This window comes from Desulfatiferula olefinivorans, from assembly GCF_054657895.1.
This window is the reverse complement of record NZ_BAAHXV010000004.1, coordinates 90998-116122: the sequence shown is the minus strand read 5'-3', so window position 1 is coordinate 116122 and position 25125 is coordinate 90998. Positions and strand designations below refer to the sequence as shown.

General features: G+C 56.1%; 20 protein-coding genes. 12 read left to right on the top strand and 8 right to left on the bottom strand.

The genetic code is table 11. The annotated features are described in order from the left end of the window. Window positions 1–6: 6 nt before the first annotated feature. Window positions 7–768 carry a hypothetical protein gene (locus ACYQ11_RS04770; protein WP_459922606.1) on the bottom strand — a complete coding sequence of 254 codons (762 nt, stop codon included), beginning with the start codon at window positions 766–768 and terminating at the stop codon, window positions 7–9. A gap of 687 nt (window positions 769–1455) precedes the next feature. Here ACYQ11_RS04770 and ACYQ11_RS04765 point away from each other — a divergent pair. The 3 genes from ACYQ11_RS04765 (at window position 1456) to ACYQ11_RS04755 (ending at window position 2267) form a co-directional block, all read left to right on the top strand. Then, window positions 1456–1629, top strand: coding sequence for a UPF0175 family protein (locus tag ACYQ11_RS04765; protein WP_459922605.1), 174 nt, complete (start codon window positions 1456–1458; stop codon window positions 1627–1629). Next, window positions 1610–1972 (top strand): PIN domain-containing protein, encoded by a 363-nt coding sequence (locus tag ACYQ11_RS04760; RefSeq protein ID WP_459922604.1) that lies wholly within the window; start codon window positions 1610–1612, stop codon window positions 1970–1972. The genes ACYQ11_RS04765 and ACYQ11_RS04760 overlap by 20 nt, the downstream gene beginning before the upstream one ends. Before the next feature lie 97 nt (window positions 1973–2069). Continuing rightward, on the top strand, window positions 2070–2267 hold the full coding sequence (locus tag ACYQ11_RS04755; RefSeq protein ID WP_459922603.1) for a PIN domain-containing protein: 198 nt from the start codon (window positions 2070–2072) through the stop codon (window positions 2265–2267). Between the two features lie 223 nt (window positions 2268–2490). On the opposite strand, the gene ACYQ11_RS04750 is transcribed toward ACYQ11_RS04755, so the two are convergent. Continuing rightward, window positions 2491–3009: a LamG domain-containing protein gene (locus ACYQ11_RS04750; RefSeq protein ID WP_459922602.1), complete on the bottom strand. Its 519-nt coding sequence runs from the start codon at window positions 3007–3009 to the stop codon at window positions 2491–2493. Window positions 3010–3497: 488 nt separating this feature from the next. On the opposite strand from ACYQ11_RS04750, the gene ACYQ11_RS04745 reads away from it, so the two are divergent. From ACYQ11_RS04745 to ACYQ11_RS04720, 6 genes are all read left to right on the top strand, one after another. Continuing rightward, entirely contained in the window at window positions 3498–4193 is a 696-nt protein-coding gene (locus ACYQ11_RS04745; RefSeq protein ID WP_459922601.1) for a TetR/AcrR family transcriptional regulator, read from the top strand. Between the two features lie 634 nt (window positions 4194–4827). After that, window positions 4828–6924 carry a neutral/alkaline ceramidase gene (locus ACYQ11_RS04740; RefSeq protein ID WP_459922600.1) on the top strand — a complete coding sequence of 699 codons (2097 nt, stop codon included), beginning with the start codon at window positions 4828–4830 and terminating at the stop codon, window positions 6922–6924. A gap of 8 nt (window positions 6925–6932) precedes the next feature. After that, the gene (locus ACYQ11_RS04735; protein WP_459922599.1) at window positions 6933–7769 is read left to right on the top strand and encodes a prolipoprotein diacylglyceryl transferase; all 837 of its coding nucleotides are present in this window, start codon (window positions 6933–6935) and stop codon (window positions 7767–7769) included. Continuing rightward, complete coding sequence (locus ACYQ11_RS04730) at window positions 7766–8452, top strand: CPBP family intramembrane glutamic endopeptidase (protein ID WP_459922598.1); 687 nt, start codon at window positions 7766–7768, stop codon at window positions 8450–8452. The genes ACYQ11_RS04735 and ACYQ11_RS04730 overlap by 4 nt, the downstream gene beginning before the upstream one ends. Window positions 8453–8594: 142 nt before the next feature. Next, window positions 8595–8927 (top strand): hypothetical protein, encoded by a 333-nt coding sequence (locus tag ACYQ11_RS04725; protein WP_459922597.1) that lies wholly within the window; start codon window positions 8595–8597, stop codon window positions 8925–8927. Then, on the top strand, window positions 8914–9672 hold the full coding sequence (locus tag ACYQ11_RS04720) for a hypothetical protein (protein ID WP_459922596.1): 759 nt from the start codon (window positions 8914–8916) through the stop codon (window positions 9670–9672). Before ACYQ11_RS04725 ends, ACYQ11_RS04720 begins: the two co-directional genes overlap by 14 nt. Window positions 9673–9785: 113 nt before the next feature. On the opposite strand, the gene ACYQ11_RS04715 is transcribed toward ACYQ11_RS04720, so the two are convergent. The 5 genes from ACYQ11_RS04715 to ACYQ11_RS04695 all read right to left on the bottom strand — a co-directional run bounded on the left by ACYQ11_RS04715 (window position 9786) and on the right by ACYQ11_RS04695 (window position 18666). Beyond that, complete coding sequence (locus tag ACYQ11_RS04715; RefSeq protein ID WP_459922595.1) at window positions 9786–12992, bottom strand: HD domain-containing phosphohydrolase; 3207 nt, start codon at window positions 12990–12992, stop codon at window positions 9786–9788. A 123-nt stretch (window positions 12993–13115) separates the two neighbouring features. Beyond that, window positions 13116–14612: a hypothetical protein gene (locus ACYQ11_RS04710; RefSeq protein ID WP_459922594.1), complete on the bottom strand. Its 1497-nt coding sequence runs from the start codon at window positions 14610–14612 to the stop codon at window positions 13116–13118. 66 nt (window positions 14613–14678) lie between these two features. Beyond that, window positions 14679–16793 (bottom strand): phosphate acetyltransferase, encoded by a 2115-nt coding sequence (gene pta / locus ACYQ11_RS04705; RefSeq protein WP_459922593.1) that lies wholly within the window; start codon window positions 16791–16793, stop codon window positions 14679–14681. 135 nt (window positions 16794–16928) lie between these two features. Then, window positions 16929–18170, bottom strand: a complete 1242-nt coding sequence (locus tag ACYQ11_RS04700; RefSeq protein WP_459922592.1) for a NupC/NupG family nucleoside CNT transporter — start codon at window positions 18168–18170, stop codon at window positions 16929–16931. 28 nt (window positions 18171–18198) lie between these two features. Beyond that, window positions 18199–18666 (bottom strand): PaaI family thioesterase, encoded by a 468-nt coding sequence (locus ACYQ11_RS04695; protein ID WP_459922591.1) that lies wholly within the window; start codon window positions 18664–18666, stop codon window positions 18199–18201. Between the two features lie 198 nt (window positions 18667–18864). Here ACYQ11_RS04695 and ACYQ11_RS04690 point away from each other — a divergent pair, with 198 nt between their 5' ends. Continuing rightward, window positions 18865–20625: a chemotaxis protein CheA gene (locus ACYQ11_RS04690; protein WP_459922590.1), complete on the top strand. Its 1761-nt coding sequence runs from the start codon at window positions 18865–18867 to the stop codon at window positions 20623–20625. A gap of 11 nt (window positions 20626–20636) precedes the next feature. On the opposite strand, the gene ACYQ11_RS04685 is transcribed toward ACYQ11_RS04690, so the two are convergent. Then, complete coding sequence (locus tag ACYQ11_RS04685) at window positions 20637–21020, bottom strand: response regulator (RefSeq protein WP_459922740.1); 384 nt, start codon at window positions 21018–21020, stop codon at window positions 20637–20639. Window positions 21021–21286: 266 nt separating this feature from the next. Between ACYQ11_RS04685 and ACYQ11_RS04680 the strand changes: the two genes are divergently transcribed. After that, the gene (locus tag ACYQ11_RS04680) at window positions 21287–24028 is read left to right on the top strand and encodes a TonB-dependent receptor (protein ID WP_459922589.1); all 2742 of its coding nucleotides are present in this window, start codon (window positions 21287–21289) and stop codon (window positions 24026–24028) included. Further along, on the top strand, window positions 24016–25110 hold the full coding sequence (locus tag ACYQ11_RS04675) for a phytase (protein WP_459922588.1): 1095 nt from the start codon (window positions 24016–24018) through the stop codon (window positions 25108–25110). Before ACYQ11_RS04680 ends, ACYQ11_RS04675 begins: the two co-directional genes overlap by 13 nt. Window positions 25111–25125: the final 15 nt, after the last annotated feature.

The following is a 25125-nucleotide window of genomic DNA, read 5'->3' as shown; positions in this document are numbered from 1 at the left end:
CCCCGTTCAGGATAAATAGTGTGGAACCCGGTCAAGAATCTGATTGATCGCATCGATCATGGCAATGCGTCCCCGCAGCAGCACATCGCCGCCGGCCACCGCCGTAAACGGATCACTGACATTGTTCAACAGATCATTGGCCGACTGAAGGTCCCTGAACTGCATGAGGGCCAGGGGCTTGTCCGGCCTGCCTTTGGTTGCGAAAATATCTCCGTCGTGGAAGGTCAGAAAAACCTGGGGGCCGTCGGGCTGCACGTCAAACAGCACGGTGCCGTTCATGATGTGGGCGGCGTTCAGTTTGCCGACGGGGTCATGGACTGCCAGCTCCTTCACCGCAAACACGGCGGTGTTCAAGGTGAACGTCGTATTGATTTTCATGTAGGCCGGATCCTTCATCTTTTCGGCGTCGGGTTTCAGGTAATGTTCCAGCCGGTCCGTGACTTTGGGGAAATCTTTCATGAGAAATTTCAGCCGGGTCAGGCCTTTCAGGGGAATGGGCGACGATTTGCCGTCCATCATCTTGTTGAAGTGGGCCGGAGAGGTAAAAAAAAGACGGACGTCTGGCGACGGATGGACCCCTTCGCCGAACGAGCAGGCGCCGTTTTTAAACACGAGGTACCCTTTGGGGCCGCGCATCACCGTAAACTGAATGGAGATATCCCAGGTGCGGATCGCCGCTGCGACCGACGGATCGAGACCCGGCAGATCCTCCAGATTCCTCAGGACCGCGTAGAGGTTCAGGTTGGCCTTAACGAAGGCATCGCTCATACGTCAGACACTCCTTGGCTTAACGATTTGTCAATCATCGGTTGTGATTCATTCAGGAAAGAGTGAGCAGTCACTCACAAGGCCATACTCATGAATGTTTCACAAAATGTCAAGCTGAAAATAACGAACGTCAAAATTTCAGATGCCCTGCCCTTTTGATCATGGTAATCGCATATAAGTGTCCTGTTTTATCGCTATCGATACCCACACCGTTCGATGCCGATAGTATCCCCATGAGTCATCCTCCCCATTTCGATGGGCGGCACCGTGCGACATGCCCCGGCATGTCCGGCTTTTCTCCGTGGCTTTGTGTCTCTGTGAGAGTCCTTAAACCGGCTTCCCCGAAGGAAAACCTGTCTTTTTTTTCTCACGGAGGCACAGAGGCACAGAGATTACAAGACCATGCCCAAGGCATGGTGCACGGCGTCAGGATGTGCCAAGCCAAGGGCAGGTCCAGGCGACGGCCCCGCTTCAGGAAAAACGCAATCAACCGGGTACAGACATGCGGTTGCCCTGCCCTTTCGATCAATTAGAGTATGTACCTATCATGGTCTTTGCGTTATAATCGTGAATAAACGGTAAATGGGAAAACCAAAAAGGTGTGACGTTATGAACGTGCTTTCAATACCTTACAATGACGATCTTTTAATATTGGCGGGCAAGTCAAAAGAGGCGTTTGAGTAGGAAATGCGGGTTTTACTGGCCGTCAAGCTGTTTGAACTTAAACGGCTTTCACTCGGTAAAGCAGCGGAACTTTGCGGAATGAACAAGCTCAGTTTCATGGCTGAGATAAGCCGTTTTGAAATACCGGTTATAAACCTTGACGACGAGCAGATCACAGATGAATTGGGAAATGCGTGAACCGGTAGCTATCCCAGACAGCGGCCCCCTTATCGCTCTCGCCAGAATCAACCAGCTTGAGTTGTTGCCACACCTGTTTTCCAAAGTCATTGTTCCGACTTACGTGTGGACGGAGGTGACGGTCAAAGGCAAAGGAATGCCCGGGGCCTATGAGGTAAGTCAAGTTTCATGGTTTGATTTTCAAAAGCCTGACCCATTATTGGTTGAACCGCTAAACATTCTTGTTGATACGGGTGAGGCTGAAGCCATAGCCCTGGCACAGACCATACGGGACTGCACCATTTTACTCGATGATTCGCACGCCAGGAGAATCGCAAAACGATTAAACCTGATGAACTCGTAATAATTCATCAAAAGATGGTAAAGAAAAAAGTTCGAGTTCAAGGCGTCGCAAATCCCGAGGAATGAGGGGTACTTAGGGTACGCCGCAGTGACGAGGGATGAAGCGCAACGCAGAAATCGGACTTTTTACGAAGCCATCAAACCTGAAACATATCGGAACCATTGGCTTGCTGCTTCGCGCAAAGAAACAAGGGATAATCCAACACATCAAACCCTACGTTCAAGCTCTTCCTGAAAATGGCATCTATGTGCGTAAAGAACTGATAGATACCGTTCTTAAAGAAGCAAACGAATAATAATTTGAAGGGCAACCCGCAAAGGCTGCCTTTTTATCAGATCGGCCGCCGTCAGGTGACCGACGGTTGCCTTTTGCCAAGCCGATGCCCGACAGGGTCTCAGCCGCAGGCTTTTAAAATATGATCGGGCGAACGGCAGGCGGATTTTTTGTTGACCTTTGATAAAACGAAACCGTGCCTTGTATCATATGCGCAAAGGATAGAAAAAGAATCGGCTGTAATGTTAATGAGAGGTAAGCCGGACCTCCTGATACGGGTTATTTGTTGAATTTTTTTGCAACCCACTGAAGCGCTTCGTCCGGGTCCAGGTCCATGATTTTTTCGTCCATGTCCTCGTCGTCATCACGGGTGTAGAGGATTTTGAATGCCGTTCCGTCGTAGGCCCAGTAGACCTGGTATTCCTCGTCGTCGCTGAAGCAGGCGGCAATCTTGCGGGCACCGGCAGCGTGAAGGGTTTTGATGATCTTTCTGGATAAATCCTCGGGCAGGTCATCATCATCTTCAACCCATTCATGTATCCGTTGAAGCCATTACCCACCACAAGCCCTTTATGGGTGCCTGGGTAGGCAAGGGTTCCGGTGACCGGCACGGGTGTCAGTTCCGTTCCGTCAACCGAAAGTTCCAGTTGGCCGTTTGAATACCGTCCGGCCACGGTATGCCAGGTATCCAGATCCAGGGCCGGTCCGGAGATATCATAGGTGCCGTCACTGGTTTTGATGGTGAATACAGGATGGCGGGCCACATTGTAGTCCAGGGATCTGGTGACATCTTACTTAACTCAAACCATTAATCAGCTTAGACCAATAGTTATGTAAGGTGTCCACGGAACTCCGGACAACTTCCCCATTTCGATGGGCGGCACCGTGCGACATGCCCCGGCATGTCCGGCTTTTCTCCGTGGCTTTGTGTCTCTGTGAGAGTCCTTAAACCGGCTTCCCCGAAGGAGAGCCGGTCTTTTTTTTCTCACGGAGGCACAGAGGCACAGAGATTACAAGACCATGCCCAAAGCATGGTGCACGGCGTCAGGATATGCCAAGCCAAGGGCAGGTCCAGGCGACTGACCCGCTTCAGGAAAAACGCAATCAACCGGGTACAGCATACGTTTGCCCTGCCTTTTCGATCAATTGAGGTTGACTTTAGGGGTAAAGCGTGGATATTCACAGCATGGTTTGTTTCACATGAACGTCATTGACACCCGGTCGAACCCGGCCAAACGGAGTGGATAACGCGATGAGCACGAACAAAGAACCCGCCGGCCTCAACGAGCCGTCCGAACATATTTACCACAAAGAGGCCTTTGACCATATTCCCGAGGAGAAGCGGACCCGAATTCTCGCCACGGCCGCGGCCGAATTCGCGAGCAAGGGCTTTGCCACGGCCAACATCAATGTCATCGCCAAAAAATCGGGCATCAGCATCGGGTCCATGTACAATTATTTCGAATCCAAGGAAGCCCTGTTTCTGACCGTCGGTGAAAACGGCTATCAGATCATCGCATCCATTCTCAAAACCATCAACACCCAGGACGGGGATATTTTCGACAAGTTCGAGCGCATCATCCGGGCGGTGCAGAAGTATTCCCGGCTGAACCCCGAACTCAACCAGATCTATCAGGACATGGCCTCTGAAGGCCTGGCCCACCTTTCCCGCCGGCTTTCCCGGAAAATGGAAACCATCACGGCGGTCTACCTGAGGGGACTGATCGCCGAGGCGAAACAGCAGGGCGTCATCGCCCCGGACCTGGACGATGCCGTCACCGCCTTCTGCCTCGACAACCTGATCATCACGCTCCAGTATTCCTACACATCCGAATACTTCGCCGAACGCATGAAGATTTTTGCCGGCGACGACGCCCTGGACAACGACGAAAAAATGGTCAAAGGCATCATGCGGTTCGTTCGCGGGGCGCTGGGGGTTGTGGGGTAAATCTCCGTTTTAATTTGACTTCGTAGCTCTGTCCAACAGCTCCCAACCCTTTTATGCGTCGTTGCGGGCTGTGCCATCTATAGTGGTTGTCATAAGTCTGTTCCGATTCACGTCTCCGACGGCCCTGCCGGGGGCCAAACTTTTTGTAAACGTTTGACAAAACAGGTCTTAAACTATCACGTTTCATAACAAGCGTGATGTTCTGGATATTCCGATGGGTCAGAATGCTCCTTTTATTCGAGTCTTACGAACCCAATCCGTTTGTCCGGCTTTTCAAAAGCCGGCCGCCGGAGGCCCATTAAAGGTAACGTTTTTTTGGCAACCGCTATAAAGGCTGGCCCATGAACGTTATTTTCAGCGGTGTTTATCATCCGGACGTACAAAAAAACATTTGACAGCCGGCCCCGCCCTGTGCGATGGATGAGTGAGCAACCACTCAGTTAAACCGTTCTGCTTGCAAACGATGTTTACGCGCAGGGCGAATATCCTCCAGCTCGAATGCAACCCATTGTTTTATTGATTAAAGTTTACCACACATGACGGCCAGGGTCACATCCTGGGTCTTTGGCTGTGCTGTCATGTTTCCGGGACCATACCAGACGTTCACAGGCCATTTATCAAGGGAGGGTTAAAAATGACAATCGCGGCACAGGGTTTTTCACGGATGACCCGGCTTATTCCGGTGGTGATGTTTTTTTGTCTGACGGCCGTCACGGCCCAGGCTTCGGATGTTCTCATCGGTGCGGGGATGTACGATATCACCGGGCCTGCGGCTGAACTGGGCATGATGGGCTATTCCATGCCCGATCAGAAAACCGAGGGCATCAGCATGCGGATCAGGTCCCGGGCCTTTGTGGTCGCGGACCCCTTGTCCGGTAAACGGGTGGTTTTTGTGAGCGCCGATACCTGCATCATTCCCCAGGGAGTCAAACAGCGGGTGGTTGAATTACTGGGGGGCGAATTTGGCGGGTTTTATACGGATCAGAACGTCCTGATCAGCGCCAATCACACCCACAGCGCTCCAGGGGGGTATTCCCACTATGCCATGTATAACCTGTCCATGCTGGGATACGATGACACAAATTTCAACTGCGTGTCCGATGGGATCTTTCAGTCCATCGTCCGTGCCCACCAGGCCCTCGCCCCCGGAACCATTCTGATCAACACCGGCGAGCTGGATGACTGCGGCTGGAACCGGTCGCCCGAGGCCTATGCCAACAACCCTGCAGACGAAATCAGCCGCTATGATGCCAATACCGATAAAACCATGACGCTTTTAAAGTTCGTCACGCATGACGGCCGGGCCATGGGAACCCTCAACTGGTTTGCCGTCCATCCCACCAGCCTGGGTAACACCAACCGGCTGATCAGCGGCGACAACAAAGGGTATGCCTCGTATCTTTTTGAAAAGAGCATGGGGACGAATTACGCGGAGGCACACCCCTTTGTGGCCGCCTTTGCCCAGACCAATGCCGGGGATGTGTCCCCCAATATTTTCTGGGGCTATCCCAACGGGGTGGATGATTTCGATCATATGAAAACCATCGGTGAGCGGCAGTACCGGAAAGCGATGGAACTCTACCACGCGGCATCGGAGCCCCTGGGGCCGGGCGTTGATTACCGCCACCAGTATGTCGATTTTTCACAGGAACCCATTGCCGGGGAATTCCTTCCGGACGGAGTGGACTCCGCCGCCACCTGCAGCGCGGCCATCGGCCTGTCCATGCTTGCCGGCAGCACCGAAGACGGGAAGGGCATCGATATCGGCGAAGGCATCACCTATCCTTATCCCGTGTCCATTCTGGGAACGGTCTTTCCCTGGGCCTTTACCCTGATGCCCGAGGACCAGGACTGCCACGGTGAAAAACCGATTATCCTGCCCATGGGACGGATCCGGCCCCAGGGCATTCCCCTTTCGCCCGAGGTGCTGCCGGTTCAGATTCTCAAAATCGGAAAACTGGCCGTCGTGGGGTTCCCCACGGAAATCACCACCATGGCCGGACGGCGGCTGCGGGACACCGTGAAAAATGCCATGGGGAGCACGGTTGATCATGTGGTCGTCGCGGCGGTGTCCAATGCCTATGCCGGTTACACCGCCACCCGGGAAGAATACGCGCTGCAGCATTACGAAGGGGCGTCCACCCATTTCGGGCCCCATTCGCTTTCCGCCTATCAACAGCGGTTTGCGGGCATCGCCTCGGACATGGCCACAGGCGTCCCCTCGGCCCCCGGGCCGACCCCGCGGGATATCAGAGACAGGCAGATCCTCAACACCTTCAAGGTGGTGTTTGACGACACCCCCCTGGGCAAGGACTTCGGCGATGTGGAAACCGACGCAGAGCCCGGTTACAGGCGCGGCGACACGGTCCGTGTCGTGTTCTGGGGCGGCCATCCCCGAAACGATTTAAGGCTCCAGGACACCTTTCTGACGGTGGAGGCGGTCACGACAACGACGATCTGCCACGATGAAATGATCGGCTGTGACACAATCGAGGTCTGCGAAGATCAGGTCACCGATGCCCGGCCCGTTGCCCGGGACTGGGACCCGGAGACGGTCTACCACTGGCAGCGCAGCGGCGTGGCCAACTCAAAGGTCACCATTTCCTGGACCATTCCGGACAATGCCGCGCCGGGGCAGTACCGGATCCGTCATTTCGGAAACTGGAAATCCGGCTGGACCGGCGCGGTTTCGCCTTATGAAGGCGCCTCCCGCGTGTTTGCCGTCGAGTGAGCCAAGCCATGCTTTATCCTCTGCTGTCAGGGCATATCGGTTTTCCGTTTCTGGGTTATATCCTGAACGGACTTTACTACGGCCTGATCATCCTCGGGCTCGCGGCGGCCGGGACCTTTTTCATGGGGCAGCTGGTCCGGGCCGGGTATCCGGCAAGCCGGCTGCGGGCCTTTTCCGCCGGGATGATCATCATGGTCTTTCCCCTGGGAATCATCGGTTCACGGTCCGCCAATATGTTTTATTATCCGGCCGATCAGTGGAGCGTCCGGTTTTTTGTCGAACAGTTTGTCTCAGGGCCCCACCAGACCTTCCACGGGGCCCTGATCCTGCCGACTCTTTTTCTTCTGGTTCTGGGTCAGGCGTGCGGGTTTGAGAAACGCCGCCTGGCCGATGCCCTGTTTGCCTCCATTCCCCTGGGGCATGCCGTCGGGCGCTGCGGGTGCCTGCTGGTGGGATGCTGCTGGGGGCAGCCGATCCATCTTTCATGGCTTGGACACGCCGTGTCCTTCCACCATCCGGTTCCCTTGTATGCCATGGTGCTGAACCTGTGTTTGTTCTGGGGCCTCAAGACCCTGTACCGTCGGATCTATATCACCAAAGAAACCGGGCTGAAAATGGGGATGATCCCCTCACTTTACCTGATCGGTTATGGCGGCGTTCGCTTTGTGCTGGAAGGAATCCGGACGGAAACCGTCGTGGGAAAAGGAATGACGCAGGCCCAATGGAGCATGCTGGTGTTCATCGGCCTGGGGTTGATCATGGGCGTCATCATGCTCGGCGCGTCAACGCAAGTTCCGAATCACGCGAGCCGCCTTCGGCCCGCCCTGAACAGGAAGGCTCAATGACGAACGAACCACGGCTAACGGCACAGGCGGCTCAGCCTCCAGCTCCCCGGCCGGGACTTATCCTTGCCGGGTTCCTGGCCAGTCTCATCATGGCCGGCACGGCCGCGTTCCGGGCCGTGACCCGACACGGGGTTCCCTGGCCCTTCCACGGAGCGCCCTCCCCTGCCGAAACATGGGGTCGGGTGTTGGTTTATCTGCCTGTTGTCTTTTTTGCCCTGGCATCCCTTGCCTGGCTCAAGGGCGGAACCCGTCTGAAAGAGCGCCTTTCCTGGACACGGTTTTCCACAACGTTCCCGGCGGGCTTTCTTGTGAGTGCGGCCTATGCCCTTTACCTTTTCCTTACCCATGATTTTGGATTCAAAGGCGTTGCCTTTTTTCCTCCCGCCCTGCTTCTCGCCTGTCTTAATTCACTGTCCGAAGAGATTCTCTACCGGGTCGTGCTCTTGAATCTCCTGATGGCGTGGTCCGGTTCGTTCAATCGCTCAAACCTTATTCAGGCACTGATCTACGGCGGTGTCCATCTCGTCATCGGAGGCCCGGTCTTTTTTCTCGCCGCCGCAGCTTACGGTTACCTGCTTGGCCTCATCACCCGGACCAATGAAAGCGTTCTCCCCGCCCTGATCTGCCATACCCTCGCCGACATCGGCGCCGTTTCCCTGCCGCTGCTGATCATCGTCTCGTAAATCCGGGTAATGTCGGAGTGAGATCACTTTCCATGACACTCAAAACCAAATCACATTTTACCTTGACATAATATTTAAAAGCATTAATATTCCCGAAAAATAATCACGATAGTTCCTATTAATTTTTCAAAAAGTGAAAAAAATGGCTTACCCCAATATTCATAATATCAATCTGCCGGACTGTTGCCAAAAGCAGATCGCGGATATCAACCGAAGACTTAAACTTGCCAATGCGTTTCAATTTTTTGTACCCGTGGGCGTGTTTTGTAATATGTTTGGCCCCAGCCCTAAAGGCATCAACACACTAATTGCAGTACATCAAACCGATTTTGCCACATTTGCCCAGGCAATGCAGATGATCGGAGGGCCTGTACGCACAGTCGCTTTCAACATTTGCGCCACTGAAAAGCTAAGGCATATTGGAAATGGCAAATTGGAAAAATTCTGGGGAGCCATGGCCGATGCATTTGCATGACAAACTTTTAATCAGCATGTTTTTAATCAGTGTTCATCTCATCACAGGCGGCAACGTCATTGCAGATGCCAATCACATCTTGAGCGTTGATAAGGCTGACGAGTTGAATCTTGTATTGAACGATTTTTCTGACGAGCAATTCAGTCAATATTTAAAAAATTTTTACAATTATAATCTTGAGGAACATAAAATAGCGATTCGAAACCTTTTTACATTGTATCGTAAAGACTATGCAGCGCTTGAGGCGTGTAGCTCCAACGAATCGGGTCTTAGAAAAGAATACTCAAGCGACTGGCTGAAAGACCTTAAAACCAAATTTGGCGAGGATTATGTTGAAAAAAATTCCGAGTCAATCAAAACGCTTTTGTTAAATCTATTCCTGATCAACAGTTCAGCATACTGCATCGATGCCGAGAAAGACTTACTCTATTCAGAAATTCAGTACATCAGAACGTTAAAGGATTTCTATCAGAGTTATATCGACTTTTATATGTCTTTAAGCGACAACGAAAGAAAAGGGCTTACTGCCAAGAAAAACAAAGCCGATGAATTACTAAAAGCCCTATCAACTTATCCCATGCAGGACATGCTCTACGGTGGCAGGGTGGGTCACTACGTCGGCCTGGAAAATAAAGTGACGCTTAAAAAAGAAGTGATCAACCTGATCATCAACCATCCTCAGTTTTCAAAACCGTTCAACGTGATCCATGCCGTTGAGGATTTACTTTCTTCTCAATGCCGTTGACGTGAGGCCCTGCGTTTTGACCATCATCGGGACTATGAGCATTTTATAAGGCGGTGCGCTGACTGGTTTCGGTCAAACCATAGGGCATCCGGCCTTTGACGCCGGGATGTTTATCATGGCCTGACATAGCGCCCGATAATCACGTCGTCGATCTGCTCCGGGTTTAAATAACGTTTGCTGTAGGTAAGATAGACGCCGCTGGTCAAAAACAGCTCAAAGACATCCCGGTCAATATCGCCGGCTTCGACCATGGCATAAAGGATATCGACGGCTTCGCTGAGTTTTTTGGCATTTTTGTAAGGCCGGTCGGCAGCGGTCAGGGCCTCGAATATATCCGCCACGGCGATGATTCGCTCGGGGATCGACAGCTCGTCACCGGAAAGTTTCCGGGGATAGCCCGTCCCCCGAAGGGTTTCATGGTGGGTGGAGGCATATCGCGGCACCCTGGCCAGTTCTTCCGGAAAGGGCAGACTTTCGAGCATTTTAATCGTGCTGATCATGTGCTCCTGGATCTTGAAGCGGTCTTCCCGGGTCAGGGTGCCCCGATTCACCGACAAATTGTGGAGCTCACCCCGATCATAAAGGTGGTCAGGAATATCCATCGTGATGCCGTATTTTTGATCGTAGGTCATGTCATGGGAATGGGCGATAAGGTGCTCCGGCTTGTCTGCGATCAGGTTTTCCGTGACCGGCAGCGGTTTTTTTTCTGCGGGACAACGATCGGCTTCCATGGGAGAAAGGCCTAAGCGGTCATCAAAATGACGCTGCCACGTCATTGTTGCAAGTTCCTGAAGACGCCGATGCTCGTCGTCCGTCATGGATTCACCGCCGATATTCAGGCCGGCGATGAACGCAAAATCGTCCTGAAGTCGCCTGCGTTTTTCCTCAAGCGCTTCATCAGCCTCGGCCGCTGATCCCGGCCGGTCTGCCGCCTTTTTCAGATAATCGATCTCCGCATCCCGCCACAATACCTCAAAGCGCATACGGATCTCATGGATGCGGTTATAGAGAGTTTCCAGCTTTGTGGCCTTGTTCACGATGTATTCCGGGGTGGTGATTTTGCCGCAGTCGTGGAGCCAGGCCGCGATCCGGAATTCGCGGTATTCGTCTCCCCCATGCAGCCGGAACTCATCAAAGGGTTTCCGGGACGATCGGGACGCCGCGTCCACCAGCATCAGCGCCAGTTTCGGCACCCGGGCGCAATGTTCTGCGGTAAACGGGGATTTATCGTCAATGGCCTGGGCAATCAGCTGAATGAACGATTCGAGAAGCGTTTTGAGGGATTCTTCATGCTGTTTGATGGTGAGCGCCATATCCACAATGGAGGTTGACAGCTCAAAGATTTCCTTGATGGCGGTATCATGAAGTTCCACTTTATCATACCGGCGCTGTTTGATTTTGTCGTTTTCAAGGGCCAGTCGTTTGATCGGGCGCACGATGGGCGCGGCGAACAGCCAGGTGAGGGGCAGGAGCAACAAAAGGCAGCCCGCGGTGACGGCGATGGAAATCCTGACCCGCTGCATGCTCGGAGCAAGCAGATGCTTCTCCGGCGTCACCACCGCAAAATAATCGCCCGCCCCGTTATCCTGCTGCAAGCGTGTGATGTAAATGAGCATGGGACGGCCGCCTATGTTTTTCCGGGAGAGCGTGCCCAGGTTCTCGGCGTGCTCTCCCGCATCCACGAGGACTTCATAGGGCACGGTGTGCTTTTTGTGCACCGCGGATGATTCTTGACCGTGAAACCATCTTTGCCGAAGATCCCGGATCGCCGCCTCACCCAGTTGGGCAAGGGCGGCATTCAAAAGCTCCGCCAGCATCGGCATGTCGCTTTGAATCAGAAAATGCAGCTCCCCGGGCAGGGGTTTGTCGCCCAGGCGGATGTTTTCGTGGAACATGATCCCCCTGGCAAAATAACTGGCGGCCGTATGATGCAAAATAACCGAGGCGTCCACCGTGGCGTAGGCCGTGTGTTCGACGACGGCGCGGATGGCGTCTTCCGAAGAGTCGGTTTCGAGAATCCTTATATCCGGAAACGCCTCACGGATCACAGGGATAATGGACCACCCGGCCGGAATGGCGATGGGTTTATCCCGCATCTGACCGATATCACGGATCACGGGTTCCCCCGCCCGCGTCACTGCGGCATAGGAAAGGGAGAGCACCGGATCACTCAAAATCCCCAGGGCCGCATTGTCCGGGGTTATAACCACCGGTTGCAAAACATCGATCTGTTTGTTTTTGAAAAAGCCCAACAGATCATTCCATGCGTAGCCGTTGACAAACTCGACCTCAAGGCCGGCCATACTCCCGATCATGCGCAACAGATCCACCGTGTATCCCCGGGGGCTCCCGGATACGGCAAAATCGATGGGCGGCCAGTCAAGCTCGTTTGAAACGCGGATTTTACCGAGCCGGTGAACATAGGCCCGCATGTCTTCGCTGAGAGGAAGGGCCCCCGAAGGCGGGAGAAGATCTTCACGGTCCTCCCACTGATTGGACGCTATCAGGGTTCCGTTGTCCTGATACAGGTAAATCTCGGCGTTCGGGTCACGGGTCTGTCGTTTCAGAAATCCGGACAGGGATGAAAGGGTGATATCGATGGTCAGCACCGCATCGTGAGACGGCATTTTGATGGAATAGGACCGGCCGGGTTCCTGAAGATAATGAAACAGGTAGGGATCGGTTTTATAAACCCTGTCTGTTCGTGCATGGACAAACCAGGGCCGGATGCGCGGATCAAAATCCGTTTTTTCCGTCCGGGAACGGGTCTGCCGAAACGCGTCGTCATAATACGCGATATGCCGAAGCCGCTGGTCGCCTTCGTCGCGAACGTCCATGATGATCCAGCGATCCCCCGCCACCGCCTTGAGGCTCAGGCGGGCACCCGGGCTGCTGTCCAGATTGATGACCTCGAAAAAGTCTCCGTTGCCGAACCCGATGTAAATCCCGTAAAAAAGGGGGTGGTTCGCCATCATACCGGCGATCAGGGGAAAGGTTCCGGCGGCGGCCCGGCCTTCGACAATCAGTTCGGGTTGCCCGGACAGGATGGACAGGATCTGAACCGCGTTGTCGTCAATATCATTCAGGTAGCTGGAGGTGAGGTCGGCAGTGTGCCGGTAGGTGCATACAGCCGAATCCAGGGCCAGGGTCCGGCTGAAATAAAATTGAAGGCCAATGGCCACCGACGCGGTCAGAATGGTGGCAATAATAAAAACACCCACCACCGTAAGCCGGATCGAAAACCGAAAGCCTGAGGATGTTGTTTTTTCAGGTGCCACAGCCAAGCCCTTGATGGTATGGAAGACCTTTATCGAATTCATCCTTCCCGGGTGCCGAAAAGCCGTTCCGGAACACGATCATACGGTCCAATCAAGGCGTCCACGCCGTCCGCCAACGTCCTCCCCCCGACATTTTTCACCACGGGGGGAGAACGCTTGAGACCATCAGAAGGTGACCGTCGAGCTGACGCTGAGGGTTTTGACGGTTTCGTCGTCGCCGTCGATGACGCCGTCGCCGTTCTTGTCCACGAAGGTGTACTGGTGATTGAAGGAAAGGGTGGTGCCGCCCATGTTCAGCTGGACGATAATCCCGGCCACGGTGCTGGGGGTGCGCCATTCTTTGAGGCTGTCCACGTTGTTCTGGGCGTAGTAGCCCTTGACCGTGGGCAGGATGTCGATGGCCTTGTTGTTCAGGATCACCTCGCCGAGCAGGGATTTCTTTTCAATATCTCCGCCCTTCATGTTCTGGAACTGGGCACTGGCCGCGACATAGTTGAACAGGTTCACCGACAGGCCGGCCAGATAACCGTCCATGTCCTCGGTGATGCTTTCGAGGCTTTCCTGCTTGGTCACGGCCCGTTTGTTCACGCCGTCGTTCACCACCTGGGCGCGTTCCAGCTCATAGGTGTGGTTGAAATAACCGTATAAAAATTCCTCGGACTGAAAACGGTATTCGGCCGTGAGGGTCACGAACTCACCGAACATGGTGCGGAAACCCGGGGCCGTCACGCCCCAGCCGTAATCCACGATATCGGTGAAGGCCGAATAGATGTCCATCTTGATGAAATCCCCCTCGATGACGGGAATGCCGAGGTCAAGACCCCAGATGGTCAGGTCCGAGCGTTCATCTTTATAGTTCGGCAAGTTGGCCCGGGTCAGACCGTCCAGTTGGCCGTGGGCCACCAGATCGTCGATGGTGGTCTGGGCCACTCCGGCAGCCAGCAGGCGTTCCGTTTCCGTCACCAGACTCCCGTCATAGGGGAATTCGTCCATCTCGTCGGGGTACCCGTCGTCATCGGTGTCGCGAAGGCCGTTGTACTCGTTCAGGTCGGCCGCAACGGAGGCGCCCAGAACCAGCTTGGGCAGGATCCGGTAACCCAGCCGCGTTCCGATCACGACCGAGGGTTCGTCTTCGGCCAGTTCCTTGTAGTCGTTGATTAGAAGCTCACCCATGAATTTTTCGGTCTGAAAGGACATCTCCATGCCGATGCGTTTGTAGTCCGGGTATTCAATGGCGTTGGAATAGCCGTTGACGATATTGGAATAACCGATGTAGCTGTAATCCAGCGACCCGATCTTGGCGTAAAACGGGGCCCCTTTCCGATCCCATCGCAGATAGTACAGAATGTTGAAATAATCCTCGGCGTCGTCCCAGTCCTCGTCCCGCACCGAGCCTTCCTCGTCGATCAGAAGCTGGATGTCAAGCCCGATGCCCAGCTTGCCCAGGGGAATGTCGGCCCGGATGCCCACCTGCTGATAGTTCTGTCCGTCCACCGTCACGGCGCCCACCACGATGCCCGCCGTGTTTTTGCCGCTGCTTTGAAGGCCCGTTTCCGTGTAGGTCGGAGCAGAATCCGCATCCTCTTCGGCACAGATCGGCGCAAACGGAAGCAGGGTCAGGCAAAAGCCAAGCATCAGCACGCGTTTCAATAATCCATTCATCAGTCTCTCTCCTCGCAAAGGGGTTGGTGTTCATCCCTGTCCGTAGACAGGGATGTGGTTGACGAATCAGACCAGGCCCTTGTTCGACTGGGCCTGAATGGCCGTGATGGCCACGGTGTTGACGATATCGGGAATGGTGCATCCCCGGCTCAGGTCGTTGACCGGGTGACGGAGTCCCTGGAGTACGGGGCCGATGGCCACGGCGCCCGCCGAGCGCTGAACGGCCTTGTAGGTGTTGTTGCCGGTGTTGAGGTCGGGAAAGATGAAGACCGTGGCCCGTCCGGCCACGTCGCTGTCGGGCAGTTTGGTCCGGGCCACGGCGGCGTCCACGGCGGCGTCGTACTGAATCGGGCCCTCGATCTTGAGACCCGGATAGAGGGTGTCCGCCTTTTCCTTGGCGATGCGGGCCGCTTCGCGCACCTTGTCCACGTCGGCGCCGGTTCCCGATTCCCCGGTGGAGTAGGACAACAGGGCCACCAGGGGATCGATGCCGAAGGTCCGGGCGGTCTGGGCGGAACTCAGGGCGATCTCGGCCAGTTCCTGGGCGTTGGGATCGGGGTTCACGGCACAGTCGCCGTACACCAGCACCTGATCGGCCAGACACATCAGAAAGACGCTGGACACGACAGACACGCCGGGCTGGGTCCTGATGATCTGGAGCGCGGGCCGGATGGTCTCGGCCGTGCTGTGGATCGATCCGGACACCATGGCGTCGGCATGACCCTTGTACACCATCATCGTGGCGAAAAAATTCACGTTCCGGATCATATCCCGGGCGTTTTCCGGGGTGAGGCCCTTGTGTTTCCTGAGTTCATAATACGTCTGAACGTACTCTTCGAAGTGCATCGATTTTTCCGGATCGATGATCTGGGCGTTGCCCAGCCGGAGTCCCATGGTGTCGATCTTCTCACGGATCACATCCACATCGCCCAGAAGAGACAGGTTCACCACCTCGCGATCCATCAGCATCTCCGCCGCCCTCAGAATCCGCTCTTCGGCCCCTTCGGGAAGCACCACATGCTGCCGGTATTTGCGCGCACGCTGAATGAGGTTGTACTCAAACATCTTGGGCGTGACGATCCGGGTCCGGGTGGTGACCAGTTTACGTTCCAGCTCGTCCACGTTGACGCTTTTCTCGAACATGGCCAGAAGCTCGGTGATTTTCCGTTCATCGGTGGGAGAAATCTTGGTGTGCAGCCGGTTGATTTTCGTGGCCACGTGGAAGGTATCCTCCTTGACAAACAGCACGGGAACCATCCTGGGCGACGAGGATATCATCTGCATGATGGTCTGGTCGGGGCGAATCCCGCCGGTCAGAACGATACCCGAAATCTTTTTCCGGGCCGACGAGGCCACCACGGCCATACAGGCCACCAGGATGTCCGCCCGGTCGCCGCTGGTGATGATCAGGGCTCCCCGGTCGATTTCGTTGAACAGGTTCTGGATCTGCATGGCGCCGATCTTGAACGTATGGACGTGGCGGGTCATTTCCCGGTCACCCCAAAGGACTTCGGCGGAAAGGGCCCGGGCCACCTCGGCCAGGGTCGGCCGCCGGAGGGCCGGCTTATCGGGAATGGTGTAAAGAAGCTGACCGGCCATCAGGGGATTTTTCAGAAGCCGCCGCCGGATCTCATCGCCGTAGTCCGGATGGATGCTGTTCACCACCGTGCCCAGGGTGTGACATTTCTTCAGGTTGAGGGACTCCAGGGCCACGTCCACGGTGCGAACGGCCTCGTCCACCGTCTTCCCGGCCGCATTGGCCACCAGAAGCACGGGGCAGGACAGGTTCTTGCTGATCTCTGCGTTGATGTCGAACTCGTAGACCGCCGTGGATGCGGCGTAGTTGGTCCCGTCGCAGACCACGAAATCACACTTTTCCCGAAGTTCGTTATATTTTTTGATGATGCGCTCGTAGATTTCGGTGGGTTTACCCAGGGCCGCCAGGTCGGTGACCTCCTTGCCGGTCATGCCGTACATGTTTTCATAGGGCAGATCGAGTCCGAAATAATCGGCGATCAGATGGATGTTGTTGTCCCGTTCCTGACCGGCGGCGATGATGGGCCGAAAAAAGCCTACCTTGTCGATCTTTCTGAGCAGCAGTTCCATCACGCCGAGAACAATGGCCGACTTCCCGCTGCGGGCTTCCGTGCCTGTGATATACAGGCCGTTTGATATGGTCATACATGTCTCCTGAAAATCCTGTAAAGCGTTTGGGGTCGTTTGATCGCTGATCACGGGCATGGGCCAGCCAGGCCCTTTCTTTGTAATACACTTCGAAACCGGCGTCAATCGTGAAGCCCGGGATATACGAGACCCTCAGGACAAAAAGAATCCCGCCACAGCGCCGGTCATGCATGTAGCCAGGGTGCCTGCGATAATCGAGCGCAATCCCAAAGAGACGATGTCGTTCCGCCGTTCGGGAACCATGGCCCCCATGCCGCCGATCATGATGCCCAGACTGCCCGGGTTGGCGAAGCCGCAAAGGGCGTAGGAGATAATGATCCGACTGCGCTCGGACAGAGCCCCTTCGGGCAGTCGGGCCAGATCCAGGTAGGCGATAAATTCGTTGAGTACGGTCTTGGTGCCCATCAGGGAACCCGCGGTCGGGGCCTCGGACCAGGGAATGCCCATCAGGAAGGTCAGGGGCGCCATCACCCAGCCCAGCAGCCGCTGGAGGGTCAGGGCCTGGCCGCCGACTCCCGGGACAAGCCCCAGAAACATGTTGACCAGGCTGATCAGGGCCACCAGCACGATGATCATGGCCACGACATTGATCAGGAGTTCAACGCCCTGGATCGTCCCACGGGTCACGGCGTCCATGGTCCCCGAATAGGGCCGGTCAGCGGCAAGTCCGCCTTCGGTGGGGTCACCGGTTTCGGGCACCATGATTTTGGAGATCAAAATGGCGGCCGGAGCACTGATGATCGAGGCGGTGAGAATATGTCCCAGGATACCCGGAACCGCCGCGCTCAGAATGGATGCATAGAGAACCATCACAGTTCCGGCGATGGTGGCCATACCGCAGGTCATGATGGTGAACAGTTCACTGCGGGTCATGGACAAAAGATAGGGCTTGATCAGAAGGGGGGCCTCGACCATCCCGACAAAAATATTGGCGGAAATGCCCACACCCTCGGCTCCCCCCGTGCCCAGGGTTCGGTTGAGGGCCAGACTGAACAGCCGGACCAGAGCCGGGATGATCTTCCAGTGAAAAAGAAGGGCCGACAACGCGCTCATCACCAGAATCAGCGGCAGGGATTTGAAGGCCAGAACAAAGGCCGCTCCGGGATAGGGCTCCGCAAAAGGCAGAGGGCCGCCGCCCAGATACCCGAACACCATGGTTGTGCCGTCTGCCGTGGCCTTGTCCAAGGCCAGGACGATGCCGTTCAACCAGAGAAAACCCGAACGGATCAGTTCGAATTTCAAAAAAACAAAGCCCAGAACCAGTTGCAGCAACAGGGCGGAAACGACCAGCTTGGGGGAGACCCGTCGCCGGTTTTCACTGAAAAGAAACGCCAGCGCACAGAAAACAATCAGGCCGGATGCACTTTGTATCATGGATCATCCTTCTCGATGCGAATTGCCGTCAACGGGACATGGTGTCCGGCATTTTCACCGCCACCACACGTCCCCGGGCACAGATCACGCCCCCGGCCGAAACCGTGCTCGCCACCACCACCTTCTTTTCAGTCATTTCTTCCACGCGTCCACGAAGTTCAAGGGGCACGCCCAGAGGAGTCGGCTTCAGGTAGTCGACGGTCAAGGATGCGGTGACAAATCGAAAGGCCGGATCCGTACCCATAATCTTTCCGGCGGCCCGGGAGGCGGCGGCCGAAGCCGTTCCCGTGCTGTGGCAGTCGACAAGGGAGGCAATCAGGCCGCCATACACAAATCCCGGTACCGAAATATGGTGGGGCGACGGTTCGAATACCGTCACGGTCTCATCGCCGACCCAGTGGGTCTTGATCCGATACCCATGATCGTTGAGGCGGCCGCAGCCGTAGCAGTGACTGAGTTCGTCGGGATACAGATCCTGAAACGCCTTGTTTTCCATGATGTTTTCCTCCTTGGATATGCGTCACGCGCATGATGGGTTTACGCCCGCTGTCAAAACGACGTAAGCCCGGACATTATGGCATTTTTTCACGATTTGACAAACTTTAATTCAATTTCGTCGCGGTTCTGCCGATGACATTAAATGAAAGCATCCCAGGCAAAAACAACGTTTCAGTCATCCCGGACGGAGACCCTTATGGCCATCCATACCCTGTTTGATGAAGAAGATGCCGTGATATCCATGGCGACAGACATTCAAGACGCGAGTGAAAATAAGGACAACCCCCTTCTGCCCCGTTTCAGCGATCTTCTTGCCGCCTATGCCAAACTCAGCAAGCAGCAGAAACGCATCATCCGTCTGAGCGACAAGCAGCACGGTAAACTGTCGGTCCTGAACAGCGAGATGAAACACATCCTCGACCATGTGCCGGTGGGAATCCTGACCATCGGTCGAAACGGACGGATCAACCCCTCCTTTTCACGGTTCGTGGAAACCCTGTTTTTCCGGACAAAAAAAATCGACGGCATGCCGCTGGAATCCGTTTTGTATTGGGAAGACGAGCGGGAAAAAGAACGGGATTCCCTTCGCCAGTGGCTGGCACTTGCGTTTGATCTGGCCTACGACTGGGACCTGATCGGCGATCTGGCCCCGGACGTGATCGAGCACGATTCGGACCGGGGCCGCCTTTATTACCGGCACAGTTTCCACCGTGTTGTCCATGAGAACGGCGAACTCAACCTGCTGGTGACCATCCTGGACGTGTCGGAGCGCATGCGCCAGAAAATCGCCCTGGCCGAGCGGGAAACGGCCCACAACTTTGAAATGGAAATGCTGTCCTGCGTCGTCAACACCAACAACCCCGCCGAACTGATCGACGTGATGGACGATACCCGGCGCATGCTCGACGACGCACGGTCCGGGTTCGACACCCTGACCGACGCCGAAGACCGGCTCCCGATCTATCATCATCTGTTCCGGCTGCTGCACTCGATCAAAGGGCAGGCCCGGACCTACGGCATGAACGAATTCGGACGCCTGGCCCATGCCGCCGAAGACATTCTTTCCCGCTATCGTTCCAACGAAATCACCTTCGAGACCGGCATGATCGACGGGACCCTCGCATCAGACCGGCTCCGGGGCCTTCTCGACACGATGGCGGAGCTGCTTGTCAGCAGTGATGCCGTCGTCCAGAAGGTATTCAACCGAAACCGAGAGCACGCCGCCGCCATCCGGAACAGGCGGCGGAACATCCGGATCGACGAAGACAAATTTCGGCTCATCCTGAAACAGATCGAAGCGCTCAAAACGTTGTCGTCCGATCCGGACCGACTGGTAACGGCCGTCGACGGCCTGGGAGACGCCCTGCACACACTGACCCTGCAGCCCCTGGACGTGGCCTACAACCGTTTTCACAACATTGTGGCCGACGTGTCCCGCAGCCTTGAAAAACAGGCCGTCCTTTCAACGGAAGGCGAACCGGTTCTCCTGGATCCGGAGGCCCATCACCAGATTATCACGGCCCTCATTCATCTTTTGAGAAACGCCCTGGATCACGGGATCGAGTTCCCGGACATCCGTGAATCCGCCGGCAAACCGCCCGTGGGCACCATTCACCTGAAAACCGCCCGGGAAGGCGAATCGTATGTCATCGAATTTTCCGAAGACGGCGCAGGCATCGACCCCGATGAAATCGCGGCCGTCGCGGTCCGCAAAGGGCTTGTGCCCGACGAGGCGATCGGCGCCATGGACAATCCCCAAAAAACGGCCCTGATCCTCCTTCCCGGATTCAGCGCGAGGGACCATGTGACGGACCTGTCCGGCCGCGGGGTGGGCATGGATGCGGTGGCCGAGGCCGTCAAGACCCTGGACGGCGAGCTTGATATCGACTCCGAACCCGGGCAAGGCACCCGTTTCCGATTGACCTTTCCCGTCTTAGGAAAGGGGTGTCGGGACTGAAGGACCGGCTGTCAGGACGCTTTTTCGAGGATGGATTTCAGTTTGTCTTCGACGACATCGGCCTGGAAGGGTTTGACCACGTAATTGGAGACTCCGCACCTTATGGCCTCCATGATGTTGTCCCGGGTGGCCTCGGCGGTGACCATCAGAAAGGGGGTCTTCGCATGGTTTTCACAGGCCCGGACCGCCTTGAGGAATTCGATGCCCGACATGTTGGGCATGTTCCAGTCGGAAACGATCAATCCCACCTCGTGAGTATCGAGCATTTTCAAGGCTTCTTTCCCATCACCGGCTTCATAGATCGTCCGAAAGCCGATGCCCCGCAGAATATTTTTCATCACCCGACGCATGTTGACCAGATCATCGACAATCAGAACATTGAGCGTTAAATCCATTCCCACCTCACTCCCCTCGGAATAAACCATTCGGCGACCGGTGTCACCAAGCCTTTGATCTCAGGCTTTTTTTACCGGACCATAGCACGCCATGACGCCATCGGGCAAATTTTTTCTATTCCATGAACGGGTCCCGGCAAATCACCGGCTAACACAAAAAACACGGGGCGCTAACCATCCGCTAACAGGGAGGCCGTAGTAGTGTCACTCCAAATTCGATGGCAGGTCATCATGACAACCGCTCAATCATTGCAAGGGAGGACCCAGTGAAAAACCGATTCAAAGGGGTGTTCAAAGCCCGATTATCTTCCATTCTGATCACCCTGACACTCTGCATTCCCGCCTATGCCCAATCAGCCGGGACGGTCAAGGGCCATGTCAGCGATGCCCTTTACGGGTATTACCTCGAAGGGGCCTCCGTGACCAGCGACTCGGCCCAGACCGTGACCCAGAGTGAGGGAGACGGATTTTACCGGCTGACCCTCCCTGCGGGAAGCCACACCCTTACCTTTAAATACCAGGGATACGAGCCCGTTACCCGTACCGTCACCGTGGCGGATGAAAAGGACCTGATTTTAGACGTCAGTCTGGGCGAAGGTTCCCTTGAACTGTCCGAAATGGTGGTTAAAGGACGGCTTTACGGGGAAATGCGCTCCCTCAACATGCAGAAGGCCGCCGATGCCTTCAAAAACATCGTCAGCTCAGACGCCATCGGCGAGCTGCCGGACCAGAACGCCGCCGAGTCGGTGAGCCGTCTGCCCGGCGTGTCCGTGGCAAGAGACCAGGGAGAAGGACGGTTCGTCGTCATCCGGGGCATCGATCCCAACCTGAACTCCACCAGCCTGGGCGGCATTCCCGTGGCCTCGCCCGATGATTCGGACCGGGCCGTGCTGCTCGACGTCATTCCCTCGGACATCATCGAAAGCCTGTCCGTGTCCAAGACCGTGCTGCCGGACGAGCCCCACGACGGCATCGGGGGCCATGTGTCCGTGGACATGCCCAGCGCCTTCGACAAGGAAGGTCGCTCGTTCAAGGGAACGATCCAGGCCAATCACAACGAACTGGCCGACAAGACCAACGGACGGTTTTCAACCAGCTTCAGCGATCAGTTCGGAACCGATAACCGGTTCGGCTTCCTGGGCGCCGTCAGCTACGACAAACGGGAACTGGCCTCGGACAACCAGGAGGCGTCTCCCTGGGAACTTGACGGCGGCAACTGGGTGCCCACCGAACTGGAATACCGTGAGTACGACCTGATGCGCGAACGCTGGGGTCTTGTGACCAACCTTGAATTCCGCCCCAACGCCGGAGACCGGTATTTCCTCCGGGGCAACTACAATCAATTGAAGGACAACGAACTGAGACGCCTGGTCAAATACGAGGTCGATGATCTGATTTCATCGAATGCCACCGGTGGAACCGCCGATTTCGAGGTCACCAACGAGCTCAAGGATCGTGAGGAAACCATGTCGGAATACGTTGTTTCCGCCGGCGGTAAAAACAACCTGGACCAGTGGGAACTGGACTACATCGCCGGATACTCCCACTCCGAGGAGGAAACGCCAAACGATACGGAAATCGTCTATGAACTGGGCGACGTGGCCACAGGCACGTACAGCGGCATCTCCGGATACCACCCGGAGGTTCTGTTCACCGGTGGGCTCGATCCCCATGTGGCCGCCAACTACGAATTCGATGAAGTCGCCGATGCCAACCAGACCGTCGAGGTGACCAACTGGTACGGCAGGATCAACCTGCGCCGGGATCTGGCAACGGCCCTTCCCGCCTACCTCAAATTCGGCGGCAGCATTCTTCAGAGCGAGCGCACCAACGATGTGGAAGCCTATGTGAGCGATGACAATCCTTCAGCGTTCGACACCCTCGAAGGCAACACCGGATCGGGCCGGAAAACCTTTTTCGATCCGGCCATTCCCCTGCAGTCCGCCAATCTGGCCGACCGATTCAGAAACGACCCCGCCGCCTTCGCCATGGAGCGGGACGTGGTCGACTCCTCCCTGGAGGACTACACCACCAACGAGGATGTCTATGCCGGGTACCTGATGGGCAGCCTGTCCTTCAGCGACATGAACCTCATCGCCGGTGTCCGGGTGGAACATACGGATTTCACGAGTGACGGATTCCGGGTGACCGACGACGGCGCCACCGTCACCGTGGATCCGATCCGTGCGGACAACCGCTACACCGATGTGCTGCCGGGACTTCATTACCGCTGGGACATCCATGAAGGCCTTGTTTTCCGGGCGTCCTGGACCAACACCCTGGCCCGGCCCACCCAGGAACAGTCCCGCAACGCCATCGAAATCGACGGGACGGACGTGACTCAGGGCAACCCCGATCTTGACCCCTTCCGGTCGATGAACCTTGACGCATCGGTCCGATACTACCTTCCCAATCTGGGCATGATCCAGGTGGCCGCGTTCTACAAGGACATCGAAGACTTCATTTTCGAGCAGACCCTTCAGGGCGCTTCGGACCTGGGTGGCGACCTGACCACGTTCAACAACGGAGACAGCGGTGAAATTTACGGGATTGAAGTCGGCTACCAGCAGCAGTTCCGATTCCTGCCCTCGCCCCTGGACGGCCTGGGATTCAACGCCAACATTACCCTGACCGACAGCGAGGCCACGGTTCCGGCCACCGCCGGACAAGCCGCCCGGAAGATCTCCTTCCTGCGCCAGTCCGACATCATCGGCAACGCATCGGTCTTCTATGAAAAATACGGTTTTTCATTCCGGGTGGCCGCATCCTACCGCGACGACTACCTGGACAGCCTGGGTGAAATCGAGTCCGAGGACCGTTACATGGACGAACACATCCAGGTGGATCTCTCCACCAGTTATGCAATCACCCAATCCCTCACCGTGTTCGCCGACGTGATCAACCTGAACGACGAACCGCTGAAGGCCTACTATGCCGTATCCGGCGGTCTTTCCCAATACGAAGAATACGGCAGACAGTTCAAGGCAGGTGTCCAGTGGAATTTTTAACCCGAACAAAGACCGCCCTTTCCATGGTTGTCCTGCTGGGCACAGCCGCGTTCGGCTGCATCCACGGCAAAGCCGCAGCCCCCTATCCGGATCGGGTGGCTCAGGTTTACCCCGTCATGGAAACCCGGCCCGTGTCCTCGGCGGATGACGCCGCCGATGATCCGGCCATCTGGATCCATTCCGACGACCCGGCCCGCAGCCTGATCCTCGGGACCAACAAAAAGGCGGGTCTTGCCGTGTACAATCTCCAGGGTGAAGAAATACAGTTTCTTCCCGTCGGCAACGTCAACAACGTGGATGTCCGTTACGGCTTCCGCCTCGAAAGCGGCAGGGAAACCGATATCGCCATGGCCACCAACCGGACGACCAGGGGCCTGTCGGTCTGGGCCATCGACGCCGGCACCGGACGTCTGAGCGACATCTCGGCGGACGCGCTCGACACCGGCATGGCCTCGCCCTACGGCTTCTGCCTGTACACCGACATCGAGGACGGCACGATCTACGCGTTCGCCAATGCCAAGGACGGTCAGGTGAACCAGTGGAAGCTGACCCCCGAGGCCGGTGACCGTATCGGCATAACACCGGTCCGGACCTTCCATGTGGGCTCCCAGACCGAAGGCTGCGTGGCCGACGATGAGATGGGGGTGCTTTACATCGGCGAAGAAAACAAAGGCATCTGGCGCTATGGCGCCCGGCCCGCTGACGGCGACACCCGCCGTGCCGTGGACCGGGTCCTTCCCGACGGACGCCTGACGGCCGACATCGAAGGGCTGGCCTTATACACGGGCACTGACGGTGACGGCTATCTGGTCGCCTCGATCCAGGGCTGGAATCTTTACGCGGTCTATGACCGAAAGGGCGACAACGCCTTCCGGGGGTTTTTCCGTATCGCACCCCACCCCGAACGGGGCATCGACGGCGCCGAGGAAACCGACGGCCTGGATGTGACATCGGCGAACCTTGGTGGCGACAACGCGCGGGGCATCCTGGTGGTCCAGGACGGGTTCAACACCGACCCTTCGGCCAACCAGAATTTCAAGGTGGTACCCTTTAGCGCCATCGCAGACGCCCTGTCCTTATAATTCATTGAATCACGC